At 42.1% G+C, this 15,850-nt stretch carries 18 protein-coding genes; 11 read left to right on the plus strand and 7 right to left on the minus strand.

Translation table 11 applies throughout. The annotated features are described in order from the left end of the window. The first annotated feature begins 4 nt into the window (after positions 1 to 4). Positions 5 to 718 (plus strand): phosphate regulon transcriptional regulator PhoB, encoded by a 714-nt coding sequence (gene phoB, locus ICN41_RS10725; protein WP_216292914.1) that lies wholly within the window; start codon positions 5 to 7, stop codon positions 716 to 718. 66 nt (positions 719 to 784) lie between these two features. Continuing rightward, complete coding sequence (gene phoR, locus ICN41_RS10730) at positions 785 to 2,083, plus strand: phosphate regulon sensor histidine kinase PhoR (protein WP_216292915.1); 1,299 nt, start codon at positions 785 to 787, stop codon at positions 2,081 to 2,083. Positions 2,084 to 2,086: 3 nt separating this feature from the next. Here the strand turns inward: phoR and ICN41_RS10735 are convergent, their stop codons facing one another. Next, positions 2,087 to 2,287: a hypothetical protein gene (locus ICN41_RS10735; protein WP_216292916.1), complete on the minus strand. Its 201-nt coding sequence runs from the start codon at positions 2,285 to 2,287 to the stop codon at positions 2,087 to 2,089. A gap of 85 nt (positions 2,288 to 2,372) precedes the next feature. Continuing rightward, the gene (locus ICN41_RS10740; protein WP_216292917.1) at positions 2,373 to 2,849 is read right to left on the minus strand and encodes an MgtC/SapB family protein; all 477 of its coding nucleotides are present in this window, start codon (positions 2,847 to 2,849) and stop codon (positions 2,373 to 2,375) included. 392 nt (positions 2,850 to 3,241) lie between these two features. Between ICN41_RS10740 and ICN41_RS10745 the strand changes: the two genes are divergently transcribed. From ICN41_RS10745 to ICN41_RS10770, 7 genes are all read left to right on the plus strand, one after another. After that, on the plus strand, positions 3,242 to 3,421 hold the full coding sequence (locus tag ICN41_RS10745; RefSeq protein ID WP_216292918.1) for a hypothetical protein: 180 nt from the start codon (positions 3,242 to 3,244) through the stop codon (positions 3,419 to 3,421). A gap of 13 nt (positions 3,422 to 3,434) precedes the next feature. Beyond that, a complete protein-coding gene (locus ICN41_RS10750; protein WP_216292919.1) occupies positions 3,435 to 3,938 on the plus strand; it encodes an arsenate reductase ArsC in 504 nt (167 codons plus the stop codon). Positions 3,939 to 3,960: 22 nt separating this feature from the next. Further along, positions 3,961 to 4,401, plus strand: a complete 441-nt coding sequence (locus ICN41_RS10755) for a tautomerase family protein (protein ID WP_216292920.1) — start codon at positions 3,961 to 3,963, stop codon at positions 4,399 to 4,401. A 64-nt stretch (positions 4,402 to 4,465) separates the two neighbouring features. After that, positions 4,466 to 5,908, plus strand: a complete 1,443-nt coding sequence (locus ICN41_RS10760) for a DUF2252 domain-containing protein (RefSeq protein ID WP_216292921.1) — start codon at positions 4,466 to 4,468, stop codon at positions 5,906 to 5,908. A 73-nt stretch (positions 5,909 to 5,981) separates the two neighbouring features. After that, positions 5,982 to 6,698 (plus strand): MgtC/SapB family protein, encoded by a 717-nt coding sequence (locus ICN41_RS10765; protein ID WP_216292922.1) that lies wholly within the window; start codon positions 5,982 to 5,984, stop codon positions 6,696 to 6,698. A gap of 59 nt (positions 6,699 to 6,757) precedes the next feature. Then, a complete protein-coding gene (locus tag ICN41_RS11470; protein ID WP_370629127.1) occupies positions 6,758 to 6,955 on the plus strand; it encodes a GDCCVxC domain-containing (seleno)protein in 198 nt (65 codons plus the stop codon). A gap of 182 nt (positions 6,956 to 7,137) precedes the next feature. Further along, positions 7,138 to 8,619: a Ppx/GppA phosphatase family protein gene (locus tag ICN41_RS10770; RefSeq protein ID WP_216292968.1), complete on the plus strand. Its 1,482-nt coding sequence runs from the start codon at positions 7,138 to 7,140 to the stop codon at positions 8,617 to 8,619. A gap of 2 nt (positions 8,620 to 8,621) precedes the next feature. Here the strand turns inward: ICN41_RS10770 and ICN41_RS10775 are convergent, their stop codons facing one another. The 4 genes from ICN41_RS10775 to ICN41_RS10790 are packed head-to-tail and all read right to left on the minus strand — an operon-like array spanning position 8,622 to position 11,844. After that, positions 8,622 to 9,548 (minus strand): GNAT family N-acetyltransferase, encoded by a 927-nt coding sequence (locus ICN41_RS10775; RefSeq protein WP_255537980.1) that lies wholly within the window; start codon positions 9,546 to 9,548, stop codon positions 8,622 to 8,624. 43 nt (positions 9,549 to 9,591) lie between these two features. After that, positions 9,592 to 9,996, minus strand: coding sequence for a diacylglycerol kinase (locus tag ICN41_RS10780; protein ID WP_216292923.1), 405 nt, complete (start codon positions 9,994 to 9,996; stop codon positions 9,592 to 9,594). Positions 9,997 to 10,009: 13 nt separating this feature from the next. Further along, entirely contained in the window at positions 10,010 to 11,038 is a 1,029-nt protein-coding gene (locus ICN41_RS10785; RefSeq protein WP_216292924.1) for a glycosyltransferase family 1 protein, read from the minus strand. Continuing rightward, positions 11,035 to 11,844, minus strand: a complete 810-nt coding sequence (locus tag ICN41_RS10790) for a UDP-2,3-diacylglucosamine diphosphatase (protein ID WP_370629128.1) — start codon at positions 11,842 to 11,844, stop codon at positions 11,035 to 11,037. The genes ICN41_RS10785 and ICN41_RS10790 overlap by 4 nt, the downstream gene beginning before the upstream one ends. Positions 11,845 to 11,901: 57 nt before the next feature. On the opposite strand from ICN41_RS10790, the gene ICN41_RS10795 reads away from it, so the two are divergent. Further along, positions 11,902 to 12,732 (plus strand): 1-acyl-sn-glycerol-3-phosphate acyltransferase, encoded by an 831-nt coding sequence (locus ICN41_RS10795; RefSeq protein ID WP_255537981.1) that lies wholly within the window; start codon positions 11,902 to 11,904, stop codon positions 12,730 to 12,732. 59 nt (positions 12,733 to 12,791) lie between these two features. Next, positions 12,792 to 13,697, plus strand: coding sequence for a polyphosphate kinase 2 (gene ppk2 / locus ICN41_RS10800; protein WP_216292925.1), 906 nt, complete (start codon positions 12,792 to 12,794; stop codon positions 13,695 to 13,697). On the opposite strand, the gene ICN41_RS10805 is transcribed toward ppk2, so the two are convergent. Next, the gene (locus ICN41_RS10805) at positions 13,698 to 15,773 is read right to left on the minus strand and encodes a TonB-dependent receptor (RefSeq protein WP_370629129.1); all 2,076 of its coding nucleotides are present in this window, start codon (positions 15,771 to 15,773) and stop codon (positions 13,698 to 13,700) included. Positions 15,774 to 15,850: the final 77 nt, after the last annotated feature.

The following is a 15,850-nucleotide window of genomic DNA, read 5'->3' on the forward strand; positions in this document are numbered from 1 at the left end:
CTAAATGACTCACCAAATACTAATAGTTGAAGATGAGCCATCAATTGCAGAGTTAATAGCAATTAACTTAACTCATGCAGGCTATGAAGTGGAGAGGGCGATGCAAGCTGACATCGCCTCAAGTTTAATGAAAGAGCGCCTGCCTAGCTTGTTGATATTGGATTGGATGCTGCCTGGAAAGTCTGGCGTTCAGTTTGCAAGAGAGTTACGAGCTAATGAGCGGACGAGAGGCCTGCCTATTTTAATGCTTACAGCCAAGAGCGAGGAAGCGGATAAGGTTTTAGGTTTGGATTCAGGCGCAGATGATTATGTCACTAAGCCTTTTTCACCTAAGGAGTTGGTAGCTAGAGTTAAGGCATTACTTCGTAGACAAACTCCAGTGGAAGATACAGGGCCATTATCAGTTGGCCCCCTAAAGTTGGATCCCAGCTCACATAGAGTTTTTGCAATTTGGCCTAATATTGAACCCCAGCCTGTTTCATTGGGGCCAACTGAATATAGGCTATTACAATTCTTCATGGCGAACTCGGAAAGGGTGCATTCTCGGACCAGCTTGCTCGATAACGTTTGGGGCAATGAAGTTTACATAGAAGAGCGTACTGTCGACGTTCACATTAAGCGCTTGAGGGCTGCACTCGCTCCCTTCGATTGCGATAGGTTTATCGAAACTGTTCGGGGTAGCGGTTACCGCATCACCAAGACTCCAACACAGACCTAAGTCCCCAGTAAGCCTCTTTCAGCCCTATTTTCGGCATTCTGTCGTAGATAGTCTAATATTGCACCCATGATTGCAGCTTTATACCGCTTATTTTTCATTGTTTGCCTAACAGTGATTACTGCTTACATATGCCTTAATTTTTTTGGTTCGGATTTGGCAATTTTCTCGACTGTTTCAATACTTTCGATCCCATTGATATATTCCTATATCAATTTAGCTCGCCTAAAAAGATTCATTCAAACTGATTCCGTAGAAAACATTCCGCTACCAAGTGGATACTGGGAAGAAGTCTATTTCGGATTGCAACGCCTTGTTAAGGGGCTTAAGCTAAGAATTCGTAATATTGAACAACAGCATGATCACTTTATAGAAGCATTTCAAGCATCACCAAATGGTATTGTGATGCTAGATGATTGTGATCATATTGAGTGGTGTAATAGCATTGCAGAACGTTTTTTTGGTCTCAACTTTAAGCGTGATGCATTACAAAAGATTAATTTTCTCATTCGTCGACCCGAGTTTATTCAATACTTGAATAAACGTAGTTTTGATGAGCCTTTACTGATGGAGCGCATGGGTCCAAATAGTAGTCTTAGCCTAATGCTCCAAGCATTTCCATTTGGCAATAATAGACATTTGCTTTTGATTCAAAACGTCACTGACTTGCAGAAAGCAGATGCAATGCGTCGTGATTTCGTTGCTAATGTCTCTCATGAAATGAGAACACCTATCACTGTTCTAATGGGTTTCTTAGAAACAGTTCAGTCTTTAGATCTTGAAAAATCTCAACAGGATCAATATTTTGAGATGATGATGTCTCAAGCCCACAGAATGAAGAGTTTAGTAGAGGATTTACTTACTTTAGCTAATCTAGAGTCAAATGCATTACCCGCCTCAAGCAATGTGGTTAAGATTGAAACCTTAATGGCTTTATTAAAAAATGATGCAGAAGCACTATCACAGGGTAGGCATGCCTTTAGCTTTGAGGCTAATTCAAACTCTAATTTATTGGGTGATGAGCGTGAAATTCTGTCTGCGTTCAGTAATTTAGTTTCCAATGCAATTCGATATACGCCTGATATAGGATCAATAAATGTTAGCTGGAATATAAATCAAGATGGTCAGGGTGAATTTTCTGTATTAGATACTGGACCCGGTATTGCATCGGAGCATTTATCAAGACTAACTGAACGTTTTTATAGAGTAGATCGGAGTCGATCACGCGATACGGGGGGGACTGGTCTTGGATTGGCGATTGTGAAACACATTGCTAGTCGGCATCAGGCGCAACTCTTAATTGAAAGCACCCCGGGAAGGGGAAGTACTTTTACTTTGCGTTTTCCTAAGGAACGCATTAACCCCTAGGAATCAATCCTTCTTCTTTTTCTTCTTTTTCTTGGATTCTTTTGGGAGCTTATCTAGTTTTCCATTGGCGTATAGACACCACACTTTGATCTCTTCAAAAAGCTCTACAAGATCGTCATGTGAGAGGCTTTTAAAGTCTGCAAGTCCGATACTGCCTGATTCCTGCAACTGTTTAACTGCATCTTCGTATTTGTAATCGCTCATTTTTATGTAACTTTTAGTGAATTAACGATCAGATATTAGCAAAGGATTATGACAAAACCCTATTTTTGAGTGCTTTATTAGCGTTTTAGTCAGGATCATCAGAAATCTCAGACTCTATTTTAATGCCTAATAGTCGGGAAACAAGGCGTTCTAAGGGCCCCCCGAGGGCTAGGGCAATAAAGATAGCCCCAATGCTAAATAAACCCAGTACAAACTGCCCACCCCCGAATGCCGCCCCCACTAAAGCACAAGTCCATAAACTGGCAGCGGTTGTCAGCCCATGGATTTTTGAGGATCGTTGTTCGTGAATAATGACACCTGCACCCAGAAATCCTAAGCCCGTAATGAGACCCTGAAGAACTCGACTCATTGCCTGTGCATCATCTCTAACGAAGTCACTTATTAAGATTACGGCTGTAGCAGAGCCAATAGCAACTAATGAGTGCGTTCGTATACCGGCAGACTTATGATGAAGCCAGCGATTAAGTCCAAGAATAGATCCCGCTAACAAAGCTAACCCGAGTCTCAAGGCAATTGTTGTGTAAAGCTCCCAGTCAGCCATTTTTTTCCATTGTCTAAATTACATTTGTGAAATGAGTGTATCTCATAGACTTTGAATTGACACAAAATCGACTTACCCCTGTAACTTCTCCACATAACAATCGAGACTTAAGTGTGGAGCTACTTCAAAAAGGTACTTCCGGCTTTAATCTTTCATCATAAGGATGGGGTATGAAAAAATTTGCACTACATCTATTGCAGGCCTGGAGCGAAGCGCGAGTAGCCTACTCAAATCGCTTTGCAAGACATCAGCTAGGAAGTTAATTATTTCATACATAGCAACCGCTACCAACCCAGCTTTAGCTGGGTTTTTATTGCAAAGGATTAATAAAAATGAAATATAAATTCGATAGGATTATTTCATTACTCATTTATTAATGAATTGAGAATTTTATGAACAATGAATTAAAAAAATATATCTCTGATGTATTCAGGAAGGATGTTAAGCAAGATAAAACAAGCTCTATTTTGATCTCAGAGAAGAAGATGTTAGTCGGAATTCCAGAAGATCGTAATAACAAGAAATTTTTGTTAGATCGTAGATACAGCTTACGTCTTGATGAAATAATCTGATTTATCGTTCGCTATGAGTCGTCCAATCAATATCTTATTTATTTCCAAAGGAAATTCAGTGAGATCAATTCTTGGGGAGGCCTTGGCAACTACTCTTAGTCATGGCCGCTTCATTGGCTATTCAGCAGGGACAAGGCCGAAAGGCTATCTTCATCCATTCTCAATTAAGCTGATTCGTGAGTGGGGTTATCCACTTGGGGTATTGAGAAGTAAAAGCTGGCATGAATTCGGGGTAGAGGGAGCGCCACATATGGACTTTATTATCACCCTATGTGATTCGGCTGCGGGTGAGGAGTGCCCATATTGGCCAGGACATCCATCTACAACTCATTGGGGATTTGCAGACCCTACGTTATCAAATGATAGCGAAGAGGTAATGTGGAAAGCATTTAGGTCTTTGGAGTTGAGTCTTCGTAATCGAATAGAGCTTCTTCTCGATCTTCCTGCAGATAAGCTTGATACGATGCAGATGCAAGTTGCATTAAGTTCTATACACACAAATTTATCGAAGTATTAAATTATTTTAATTAAAGAATCGTATGGCTACCTATAGTATTCATTATGCTGGCTTCTCTTTGACAACTCATCAAAAGTTCACTCTTGCGCAATCCATAACTAAGATTCATGCAAATGTAACGGGGGCTGATGCGTATTTTGCACAGGTGATTTTTAAACAATTAGATCAGCATGATTGTTTTATTGGTGGTGTGCTGCTAGATGAACCCCATATTTTTATGGTTGGGCAGATTAGACTTGGCAGGAGTGATCAAATTAAGAAGCAATTGCTGGTTGAGTTAGAGATTGCAATTCAGAAAGCCAGTCAATTAGCCAGCCATCATATCTGGGCATATATTGAAGAGTTGCCTCCCGATCAAATGATTGAATATGGCCAGATTCTTCCAGGTGTTGGCAGTGAAAGGGCCTGGTTTACGACTCTACCTGTAGCGATTCAAGAAAAACTTCACTTATTGGCTTTATAAGAACTCATCTACTGGTAGCATTCAGAGTTAATATGATAGCTATTGAATCATTTCTGAGTTTTCCATGTCTACTGCAATTAAACCGAAGTTTGCCGTTCTTCATTCCGTGGAGTCATTTCAAGACCCTCGTCCTAGCATTAAAAAAAGGATGGCCGATGGAAAGGCTAGACGCAAGCAGGTTGATTTTGTAACTCAGGGCACATATATTCCACCCAAAGATCGCATTGGCCCTGTTGAGATTTTAGAAAAACAAGCTCAGAGTCGTATAAAAGAACTCATTCCCATTCGATACCAGCGGATGATGCAATCACCATTTGCCTTCTATCGTGGCGGTGCTGCGATCATGGCGCAAGATTTGGCCAATCAAGCTACTACTAACATTACTGTGCAGTTATGCGGAGATATGCATGTTTCCAATTTTGGATTATTTGGAACGGCAGAGCATCGACTTGTTTTTGGTATCAATGATTTTGATGAAACTCTGCCTGGTAGTTGGGAATGGGACATCAAACGTTTAGTTGCCAGTGCTGTCATAGCTTGCGAGTCCTTAGGTGGAGAAAAAAGTTTAAGTAAAAAGCTAGTGCTTCAGATATGTGCTGAATACCAAAAGAAAATGGCTGAATATGCCCAGATGCCTTATTTAGAAATCGCCCAAGAATTTATTTGCGAAAAAGATATTCGCAAACAATTTAGTAAGGAGCATCAAAAGACTCTAAATTCCATGCTTCAATCAGTAAAGGGTCAAGGTAATATTCAAGTCTTGGAGAGCTTGACTACTATTGTTGGTAAAAATCGGAAGATTATTAATAGACCGCCGCTTATTGAGCATTTTAAAAAAAATGCATACGGCGCCTCTCTTGCAAAATTAATTGACAAGGCGCTACTTAATTATTCACATACCTTGTTGGCTGACAGGCAGATTTTATTTGAACGCTACTCCTTGAAAGATTTTGCGAGGAAGGTTGTTGGGATCGGCAGTGTTGGTACCAATTGCATGGTTCTATATTTTGAAGGGGATAGCGAAAAGGATCCTTTATTTCTACAATATAAAGAGGCTCAAAAATCGGTCCTTTCTCCTTATCTTGGTGAGTCAATTTTTCGTGATATGGGAAGGCGTGTAGTGGCTGGCCAAAGACTACTGCAAGGAGCGCCCGACATCTTCCTTAGTTATGGATCAATTCAATATGCTGTAGATCGTGATCAAGGGTTCTATTTGCGTCAATTACGAGATATGAAAGGCGGAATTGATGTTGGCTCCGGCGGCGTCACACTGAAAACATTCCCTGATTACGCCAAACTTTTTGGTTGGGCTCTTGCACTTGGTCATGCTCGCTCAGGTGATGCAGCAATGATTGCTGGGTATTGGGGCCAGTCTGATGAGCTTGCTGAGGCCCTGTATTCCTTCGCCAGGTCTTACGCAAATCAAAACCAGGCGGATTATCTTGAGTTCCGCAAAGCCGTAAAGAGCGGCGTTGTTAATGTAGCAAGCAAAAAAGACTCTTTGTAGTCTTTATTGAGGTATTGTCATTGTTATGTCAATTTGTTTGTAGATAAGTTATACCCCATCAATTTATTAATCCATGGAAGCCTTTCATAACGTCAATCTGGTTTTTTTAGCAGATACTGCGATAAGCCTTACAGCCGCATTTATATTAGGTGGCTTAATTGGCCTTGAGAGACAGTATCGTCAAAGGACTGCAGGCCTTCGCACCAATATTTTGGTAGCGATAGGTGCAGCAATATTTGTAGATGCAGCTAATCGTTTAACAGGTCACGACGGAGCCGTCCATGTAATGGCTTATGTAGTCTCAGGTATTGGTTTCCTGGGTGCTGGCGTCATCATGCGAGAAGAGGGTAATGTTCGGGGGATTAATACTGCAGCAACTCTCTGGGCGTCTGGTGCAGTGGGAGCATGTGCGGGTGCTGATCTTATCTTAGAGGCTGGGTTAGCTACCATCTTTGTGTTAGCAGCAAATACCTTACTCAGGCCTGTTGTCAGCATTATTAATCGTCAACCACTGGATACTGCTTCTGTAGAGGTCACTAATTCCGTCTATATCATCACGCCAAAAAGTACACAAAAAATTGCCCTTAAGCAATTTATTGAAACTTTGGAATCGGCAGGATATCAAACACAGGACATTGAGGTTCACCAGTTTGGAGCTGATGATGTAGAAATTCAGGCAGTGTTAACGGCATCAGCGGTTGATGGCGACAAAATGGATAGCCTGATAGCCCAAATTGCAAACAAAGACTATGTTTCACAGGCATTTTGGAGTCCTAGCACAACCGATTAGTCATTTCGTAGAGATGACATATTGCTGAAACATTGACAGCTCATAATTCCCACTCGATTATGAATCTATCCTCCAAAATTACTTGCCCTCATTGCAACGCTACTGAAGTCTTATCCATTCCTAAAGGATCTTCACAACACTTATATCGGTGCATGATGTGTAGCGCCATTTTGAAGCCTAAATCAGGCGATTGCTGCATATTTTGCAGTTTTGGAGATCTAGACTGCTCCAGTGCAGAGCGGAATTTAGCCGCCTAATCCACCTCACCTAGTAGACTACGTACTATTTTCATCAATATGCCATAAATTTTTCATAAAATAGACATAATTGATAAGCGTTTTCATATTTAGGGAGTATTTTGTTAGAACATCCTGCCGATTCAGCCGCTAACTCTGCAGACTTGGTTGCTGCAGTAGATTTGGGCTCGAATAGCTTCAGAATGCTAGTTGCCCAGGCTGTTAATACACCATCTGGCACTCAGTTACGCCCAATTGATACTCTACGTGAATCTGTTCGACTTGCGGCTGGATTAACCGATAATAAATTACTGGGAAATGATGCCTATCAGCGGGGATTGACAGCCATTCGACGTTTTGGCGAACGTATCCGTGGTTTTGACCCTTCTCTTGTGCGCGCCGTTGCAACTAATACGCTCCGTGTAGCAAAAAATGCGCACCAATTTGTAGAGGATGCTCAGGATGCATTAGGTTTTCCAATTGAAGTCATTGCAGGCGTTGAAGAGGCGCGTCTCATTTACATAGGGGCTGCGCATGAAGTTCCAGCAGTACATGGCAATCGATTGGTAGTGGATATCGGGGGTGGCTCAACTGAATTTATTATCGGTAAGGGTTATGAGCCAAAACTGATGGAAAGTTTGTACATCGGATGCGTTTCGCATAGCATGCGGTTTTTCCCTAAGGGGAATATTGATAGCCACGCCTTTAAGGAGGCTGAGCTGGCCGCTCGTCGCGAAATTCAAGTGATTTCAGGTGCATACCTTAAAAGCGGCTGGAAGCAGGTGATAGGTTCTTCAGGAACCGCCAGAGCCCTGGCAGAACTAATATCTCAAAATGAATTAAATGGTCATATTGACAATTTAACAATGGGTCATCTTTCTACGGGAAGTGGTTTGATTACGAGAGAGGGTCTTAAGTCACTTAAAAAGCATCTTCTCAAATACGAACACGTCAGTCAGGTGCAGCTCATTGGTCTTAAAGATGACAGAAGGTCCGTATGGCCTGGCGGTTTAGCGATTATGCTTGCCGTGTTTGATGAATTAGGCATCGACTCCATGGAAGTTACCGATGCAGCATTGCGCGTTGGTGTTTTATACGATCTTCTAGGAAGATCGCAACACCACGATATGCGCTACGTAACGGTTGAGCAGTTCATGCAGCGTTATACGGTTGATCGCGAACAAGCAACACGAGTCGGGAAACTTGCTGGTGAATTTTTGGCACAATTACCCAAGCCGGATATTGAAAATAGGTCAGACAATATTGCATTATTGCAATGGGCTGCTAATCTTCATGAAATAGGTCTTTCTATTTCACATAATGGTTATCACAAACATTCTGCCTACATTGCTGGAAATGCTGACATGCCAGGTTTTTCTAAGAATGATCAGGCTAGATTAGCTGCCTTGTTGATAGGCCATGCTGGAAAGCTTGGTAAATTAGCCAACAATCCTGGTTTTAATGATTGGAGGATGTTGTTTTGTCTACGCCTAGCTCAAGTCTTATGCAGGGGTCGCAACGACAATGATTTGCCTAAAGTTAAGGTTTCGGAGCACGGCGGATCGTATTTAGTAAGCTTAGCCAAAGAATGGGCTAATGAGCACCCCTTAACAGAATTTAGCCTACAAAAAGAAGCGGCCGAGTGGGAAAGAATCGGCCGTTCTTATGAATTGAGTCTGAAATAAAACTATAGACCTAAAAAATGCTTAGCGTATCGTGGATTTATTTCAGATAGACGTAGCATGGTTAATAAATCAGCAGTGTTGAAGTCTGGATCCCAAGCAGGAGCACTGCATATTTTTGCACCAAGCTTGAGATAGCCTTTAATAAGGGGTGGAGCTTCAACTTCCAATCCACCATTCAACTTTTCTAGAGGTAGTGGCAAGCGAGGAAACGCATGGAACTCAGTAGGCGCCATTTGATCGTCATTGAGTGAGTTATACAAACTTGCTGCAAAATGACCACCGTCAGCCATTGGAATGCTTGCGCACCCAAGCATGATTTCATAGCCGTTTTTTTGCATATATTGAGCTAAGCCACTCCATAACGCCATAATAACCGCACCTGAACGATAGTCCTTATGCACGCAGGATCTACCGAGCTCTACTAATTTTGGTCTCAAATGATCTAGGCGTGATAAGTCAAACTCAGAATCTGAATAAAGGCGGCCAATTTCTTGGGCCTTATGTGGAGGAAGGACCCTGTATGTGCCAACCACCTTCAATGTATCCTGATCTCGTATTAACAAATGATCGCAATAAGCATCAAACTCATCTACATCTAATCCCTCTCTATTTTGAGAGAGTGTTGCACCCATTTCTTCTGCAAATACCTTATAGCGCAAGCGCTGTGCCTCTTTGATCTCATTAGGGCTAGCAGCCCAAGTAATTTGAAAGGCCGCTTTTTTTGCCTTTGAAATTGATTTCTCTGGTGCAACAATCTCTGCTACAGAAACATGCCCACGCGTCTTTGTTGCAAATTTCTTACCGAACAATTTTTTTGCAAACTTTTTCGAAAGTTTTTTCAATGCCTGCGTCTTGGATGTTTTAAGCTTGCTTTCCTTTTTAGGGGAGAAGATTTCAAATGCACCAATAGGGTTTGGAATATCAGACATATTTAACCTTTGTGTTTATGAAGCTTATCCTAAGTAAGGTTTATTACAGTTTAAAGACAAGCGGTATACAAATTGCTGCCCAAAGAAGAATTGCGATAAATAGAGCTAGCATCACTGCTGCAGAGCCAAAATCTTTCGCTCTTTTAGACAGGTCATGATGCTCAAATGAGATTCGATCAATAGCAGCTTCAACGCTCGAATTGAGCAACTCAACAACTAAAACCATCATTAATGATGAGATCAGTAGGGCCTTTTCCAAATAGCTAATAGGCATCACTATTGCAATTGGAGTAGATAGTGCAAATAGCGTCAATTCTTGTCTAAAAGCACTTTCTTCCCTGAAGGCGTATACCAATCCACACCAGGAGTTCTTAGCGGCATGCCAAGCGCGCGTGAAACCTTTGTTTCCCTTATGGGGATTTTGATTAATATGGTATTTGTTATTCAAAAGGGATAGCCTTTTAAGCTAACGCTGTAAGGTGAACTTCGGTCGTAGCCACTGGTTTAAGGTGATCTACAAACTGCTCGGAGGCTGCCTTCCAAGAGAATTTCTCTGCATGAGCTCTAGCAACTTCTCTTGGAATCTTCAGGGCCTGCAAGCAAGCTTCACGCAAGTCTTCATTCATGGCGCCTGCAGGGGAGTCGCCTAGAACATCAATAGGACCGGTAACGGGATATGCTGCAACAGGTGTTCCGCATGCCATAGCCTCAAGCAACACTAGGCCAAATGTATCGGTCTTGCTTGGAAATACAAATACATCTGCTGCTGCATAAACTTTTGCCAATTCGTGTTGCTGGAGTACGCCCAAATAGTTAATGTCTGGGTATTTTTCTTTAATGCCAGCCATAGCTGGCCCGTCCCCAACAACCCATTTTGACCCAGGCAAATCAATTTCTAAAAATGCATTGATGTTCTTTTCTACCGCAACTCGTCCTACATATAAAAAGATTGGGTGTGCTGTATTGAGCACTTTAGATTCTTGAATTTTGAAAATATCCAGATCAACACCTCTGGACCAAAGTACTACATTATGTAAACCATATTTTTCAAGGTCATCCTTAACGACAATGGTTGGAGCCATAACCGCCATAGAGGGACCATGAAACCATCGAATAAAAGCATAGGTTAGTGCCAGAGGGATCCCTGTACGTGCCTTTACATACTCAGGAAAGCGCGTATGGTAAGCAGTAGAGAAGGGGAGTTTATTTTTCACGGCATATGAACGTGCTGATAAGCCCAGCGGCCCCTCGGTGGCAATGTGCATTGCATCGGGTGCAAATTCTTTAATTCGGCGAGCAACTTCTTTACCGGGGAAGAGCGAAAGAGCTATATCTGGGTATGTAGGACAAGGAATGGATTTAAATCCATTAGGCGTAATCATCTCGACTTCATGGCCCATGCCAATTAATTCCGCACGAGTTTGCTTTAGGGTTCTCACAACGCCATTTACTTGTGGATCCCATGCATCAGTGATGATCATAATCTTCATAGCGTAGCCTCTTTAACTAGTACTTCAACATCAGGTTTGAAAGTAATTGCAGGAATTTCTATTGGCTCACCTTTGATAAAAGGCCAGTGGATTATTTTGAGTTCGCCGGCATGTGTTTCAACCAAAGCAGTCAAGCTCTCCACCCAGTCGCCATCATTGCAGTAGAGAAGACCATCAATTTCACGAATTTCTGCTTTATGAATATGACCACAAACAACGCCATCGCAACCTCTAAGACGGGCTTCTCGAGCCATAATGTGTTCAAAGTCAGCAATATAGCTAACAGCATTTTTGACTTGATGCTTTAGATATTGCGATAAGGACCAATACTGCAAGCCCATCTTGACTCGCAACATATTAAAATATCGATTGATGTACAGGATGAAGGAATATAGAGTATCGCCAACATATGCTAACCATTTTGCATATTGCATGACTCCATCAAATAGATCCCCATGGGTCACCCATAATTTTTTACCGTCTGCTGTAATGTGAATAGCTTCTTCAACTACTTTTACATCACCAAATGAAAGTCCAAAAAATTGCCTAGCACTCTCATCATGGTTACCAGGGACGTAGATGACTTCCGCGCCTTTTCTAGCCTTGCGTAATAACTTTTGCACTACATCGTTATGCGATTGAGGCCAGTAAAAAGACTTTTTAAGCCTCCAGCCATCAATGATGTCGCCTACTAGATAGTATTTGTCTGCTTCATTGTGTTTCAAGAAATCGAGGAGGTAGTCAGCCTGACACCCTGAAGTTCCCAGGTGCACATCTGAAATCCAGATCGCTCGATAATGCATCATGAGAAGACATTTAACTCTTCTACTATGTAATGATCATGACACTTTTACGACAGTTTGATGACTATCATACAAAAATCGACTTCATTTATATTAGTGCTTTATATGACAGAAAAATTAAAAAATTCCTTAGATATGGTTTCTTTTCAAAAAAGATTTGTACTTTGGCTATTAGTTTGGGCCCATGTGGTGAGGGGGGTTGTTACTCTTTTAGTAACTTTTCGAAGCAGCAATCCTTCTGCTAAAGATGCCCATATTAAAAGCTGGTCAAAACGTTTGTTAACCCTTTTTGGGCTGGAGTTAGGGGTCAATAATGCCTCGATTATTCCTTCCACACCTTATTTACTTGCATCAAATCATATTTCTTGGATAGATATCCATGCAATTAACGCCTTTAAACCTATTCGTTTTGTTGCCAAGTCTGAGGTTGAAACTTGGCCTATTTTTGGGTGGATGGCAAAGCAATTAGGTACTGTATTTATTCAGCGAGGTAATTCAAGGCATGCAATTCAAGTCGTTGGCAACATGACCAAGGCGCTGGAGACTGAATCTATTTGCATTTTTCCAGAAGGCACATCAACTGAAGGTCACTCCGTACGGCCATTCAAGGCCAATCTTTTTGAGTCAGCCGTAATAAGTCACGCCCCCGTATATTCTCTTGCAATTGAATATTTCGACCGAAAAACTGGGCTTAGGACCGATATAACGGCATTTGTCGGGGAAATGGGCTTGCTTGAATCAATGTCAAAAATACTAAAACATCGCAACTTACGCGTTGAACTGACCTTTTTCTCGCCCTCAAGTGCAAGATCTCAATTTTCCAATGATCGAAAATGGCTTGCTTTACAGAGCCAAGAGCAAATTTCCGAATACCTGGCGAGGAACTCGTAATTTTTAATAAAAATGTCATATCCTTGCTTTAAAAAGTAAAACTGATAATGGGATAAAGCATGACTTCAAAACATAAAGAAATGGCTGAGTGGTATCGCCGTGCACAAGAAGAGATTCTTGATAGCATGGATGAAGAGCTTGAAATGGAGCTTGACGATGATCGACTTTCTCAGGATGGAGACGGTCAGTCAGAAATTCCTCGAAATTTGTATTTCAAAGAGCTATTTAGACTTCAGGCTGAGTTAGTTAAATTGCAGGATTGGGTAGTTGCAAACAAAGTTAAGGTGGCTGTGCTTTTTGAGGGTCGCGACTCAGCAGGTAAGGGCGGCGCCATTAAGCGAATTACACAACGATTAAATCCACGTGTCTGTAAAGTAGTTGCATTGCCTGCTCCAAATGAGCGTGAAAAAACCCAATGGTATTTTCAGCGTTACATCTCTCAACTTCCTGCTGGCGGCGAAATTGTTTTGTTTGATCGTAGTTGGTATAACCGTGCCGGCGTTGAAAAGGTGATGGGATTTTGTACCGACTACGAATATGAAGAATTTCTCAGAACGGTGCCAGATTTAGAGCGCATGATGATCAGCTCTGGGATTATCTTAATTAAATACTGGTTTTCAATTTCCGATGAAGAGCAATACAACCGCTTTATGATGCGAATTCATGATCCTTTAAAGCAATGGAAATTGAGTCCGATGGACCTTGAGGCACGTCGTTTGTGGGAGGCCTACACCAAGGCAAAGGAGACTATGTTAGAGAGAACGCATATCCCTGAGGCCCCTTGGTGGGTCGTAGCAGCAAATGATAAGAAGAAGGCGCGCTTAAATTGCATCTCCCATCTGCTGTCTCAAATCCCATACAAGGAGATCGATCATCCTGTTATCACCTTGCCCGAAAGAGTACATAATCCCGACTATTTGCGGGGTCCAGTACCTCCTGAGATGTATGTCCCGGAAATCTATTAACTAAAACGTTCCTCTTAGACCTATCATGAAGCTGCGTCCAGGCTGAGGTGCATAAAGGCGAACTGCCATTGGCGTAGTTGCATATCGGATTTGATCATTGAGAAGATTCTTTAGGTTCATGTATACGGTCCAATTAACAGCCTTAATTTTCTCTGTATATGAGATGCCTGCATTCAATAAGTTATAACTTGGTGCAGGACCTTGTTCCCAATCTGCCAATCTATTCTGTTGAAAGCTATAGATGTAAGTTGCACTAGCGAGCCAACCATTCCGTTGGTGGGCAATTTCAGCGCCAACTCGTGGCGCTGGTTGAAGCGGTAAATTACCGCCAGCATCAAAGGTTCCTTGGGATGCATCGCCAAAGAGCCGTCCACCAACCCCATGCTGTCTCCAGTTATAGGTAAGTTCTCCCTCAATCCCTTTAATCGTGGCCGAAGCTTGTTGAGCTACTACAACTGAAAAGTCTCCCGCATCGGGAACCGATTGGCCGGTGTAATAACCATAAATATAGTTATTAAAGCGATTAGCATAGACGCTAGCTTTCCCACGGAATAAACCACTAGTTTTTTGAATATTAAACTCGAGATTATGTGAGGTTTCTTTATTAAGGTTCGGATTGCCGATATCAAAAGTTGCCGTTGATTCATGGGCACCGTAGGAGTAAAGTTCTTGTGCGCTAGGCGCTCTTTGAGAAACCGTATAGGCAAGACCAATGCCATGGTCTTGCATAAAATTCCACAAGCCGCCAGCGGAGTAGGACATTAAATTGAAGTTCCGATTTTGTAGTGTGATGCTCGGCGTATCGCTCCCAGTATTCATTTCCTGTGGAACTAATTCAGTACCCAAGTTTGGATTCTGGGCAACGTTGTTATAACGAAGACCAAGATTGCCTTGCAGGGATTTCCACTTGCCTTCTTCAATCCAAAATAATGCATTCGAATTAGTTTTAGTGGGGGGAACAATTGCATAACTTCCAGTGCCCACTTCAGTAGCATTTAATGATGATGCGGTAACTTGTGCACCAAAAGTACCTTTCCATCCAGCAATGGGATTGTGCGCTAATTCAAAGCGAGCTTCATTGGCCATATTTTTCCACTGTGATGCTGCCTCACCCTGGTTATCAAATTCAGTATGGTTGTAGTTTGTATTAGCAGCACTGAATTTAAAGGAAGAGAATCCAGCAAATGGATCGCGAGTTTGATGTTGTACATCATAGCGATTCTGTGATTGATTAATCGATCCGCCTTCGGGTGTTGGAATTCCATAATTATTATTTAAGCGCTCAACAGATATGCCAGTGTATCCAGACTGGCCTATGTAAGATGCACCAAAACCTAAATTATTTTGATTGCTAAAAGTATTCGGAAGTTTGCCGGTGTAATTAGTAGCATGGGCACCATCTGGCGGTACCGTCCATCCCCCTGGCGCTTGAATTGATCCACCAGGAATAGTGTAGTTATTTGCATTATTAATAGCAGTATCCACATGCACTGCCACTGAACCAAATGCATCATCAAGTTCCAAAGAGCCAGCTCTCCCGTTATTTACGGTTTCATAGCTAGTATTAATAGCTCCAGTCGGCCTATCTGGAAGATTGGTGAGTATGCGATCGTTAACAACATTAACCAAGCCTCCACTAGAGCCAGAACCGTAGAGCAATGCAGCTGCCCCACGCAATATCTCCACTTGATGGGCACTCTGCATATTATTGCCAACAGCATGGTCTTGAGAGATGTTAGAAACATCACCTACAGATAGACCATTTTGCAAAATTTGTACTCGTGGTCCCTCTAGCCCACGTATTACTGGTCGAGATGACCCCGCTCCATATCCTGTGGCGGATACGCCTAATTCATTTGCAAGAGTTGCACCAAGAGTAGTTCCTAATTTATTGAGAAGCTCATCGCCTTGCAAAATTTTGGTGGGCGTCAAAATACTTTGCATGGATTCTTGAGAGCCTGTAGCGGTGACTTCTAAGGATGCTTGTGATTGGGCTATAGCGCTAGTGCTGATGAATCCAGAAATGGCAATATAGATAAGCTTTTGCTTAGCTAGTGGTTTATTTAGTTGTGACACAGTACTTCCTTCATTCTTGATGCGCATATTCAATGCGAAATGCGCAATAAATCAGATAGCCAAACGATCGGTTTGGC

The sequence above is a fragment of the Polynucleobacter sp. 15G-AUS-farblos genome, from assembly GCF_018882445.1.
Classification (GTDB): Bacteria; Pseudomonadota; Gammaproteobacteria; order Burkholderiales; family Burkholderiaceae; genus Polynucleobacter.

Excerpts from the sequence above, each read along its gene's own strand:
- phoB (WP_216292914.1), top strand. The coding sequence starts at position 5 with ATGACTCACCAAATACTAATAGTTGAAGATGAGCCATCAATTGCAGAG.
- phoR (WP_216292915.1), top strand. The coding sequence starts at position 785 with ATGATTGCAGCTTTATACCGCTTATTTTTCATTGTTTGCCTAACAGTG.
- ICN41_RS10735 (WP_216292916.1), bottom strand. The coding sequence starts at position 2,287 with ATGAGCGATTACAAATACGAAGATGCAGTTAAACAGTTGCAGGAATCA.
- ICN41_RS10740 (WP_216292917.1), bottom strand. The coding sequence starts at position 2,849 with ATGGCTGACTGGGAGCTTTACACAACAATTGCCTTGAGACTCGGGTTA.
- ICN41_RS10745 (WP_216292918.1), top strand. The coding sequence starts at position 3,242 with ATGAACAATGAATTAAAAAAATATATCTCTGATGTATTCAGGAAGGAT.
- ICN41_RS10750 (WP_216292919.1), top strand. The coding sequence starts at position 3,435 with ATGAGTCGTCCAATCAATATCTTATTTATTTCCAAAGGAAATTCAGTG.
- ICN41_RS10755 (WP_216292920.1), top strand. The coding sequence starts at position 3,961 with ATGGCTACCTATAGTATTCATTATGCTGGCTTCTCTTTGACAACTCAT.
- ICN41_RS10760 (WP_216292921.1), top strand. The coding sequence starts at position 4,466 with ATGTCTACTGCAATTAAACCGAAGTTTGCCGTTCTTCATTCCGTGGAG.
- ICN41_RS10765 (WP_216292922.1), top strand. The coding sequence starts at position 5,982 with ATGGAAGCCTTTCATAACGTCAATCTGGTTTTTTTAGCAGATACTGCG.
- ICN41_RS11470 (WP_370629127.1), top strand. The coding sequence starts at position 6,758 with ATGAATCTATCCTCCAAAATTACTTGCCCTCATTGCAACGCTACTGAA.
- ICN41_RS10770 (WP_216292968.1), top strand. The coding sequence starts at position 7,138 with ATGCTAGTTGCCCAGGCTGTTAATACACCATCTGGCACTCAGTTACGC.
- ICN41_RS10775 (WP_255537980.1), bottom strand. The coding sequence starts at position 9,548 with ATGTCTGATATTCCAAACCCTATTGGTGCATTTGAAATCTTCTCCCCT.
- ICN41_RS10785 (WP_216292924.1), bottom strand. The coding sequence starts at position 11,038 with ATGAAGATTATGATCATCACTGATGCATGGGATCCACAAGTAAATGGC.
- ICN41_RS10790 (WP_370629128.1), bottom strand. The coding sequence starts at position 11,844 with ATGATGCATTATCGAGCGATCTGGATTTCAGATGTGCACCTGGGAACT.
- ICN41_RS10795 (WP_255537981.1), top strand. The coding sequence starts at position 11,902 with ATGACTATCATACAAAAATCGACTTCATTTATATTAGTGCTTTATATG.
- ppk2 (WP_216292925.1), top strand. The coding sequence starts at position 12,792 with ATGACTTCAAAACATAAAGAAATGGCTGAGTGGTATCGCCGTGCACAA.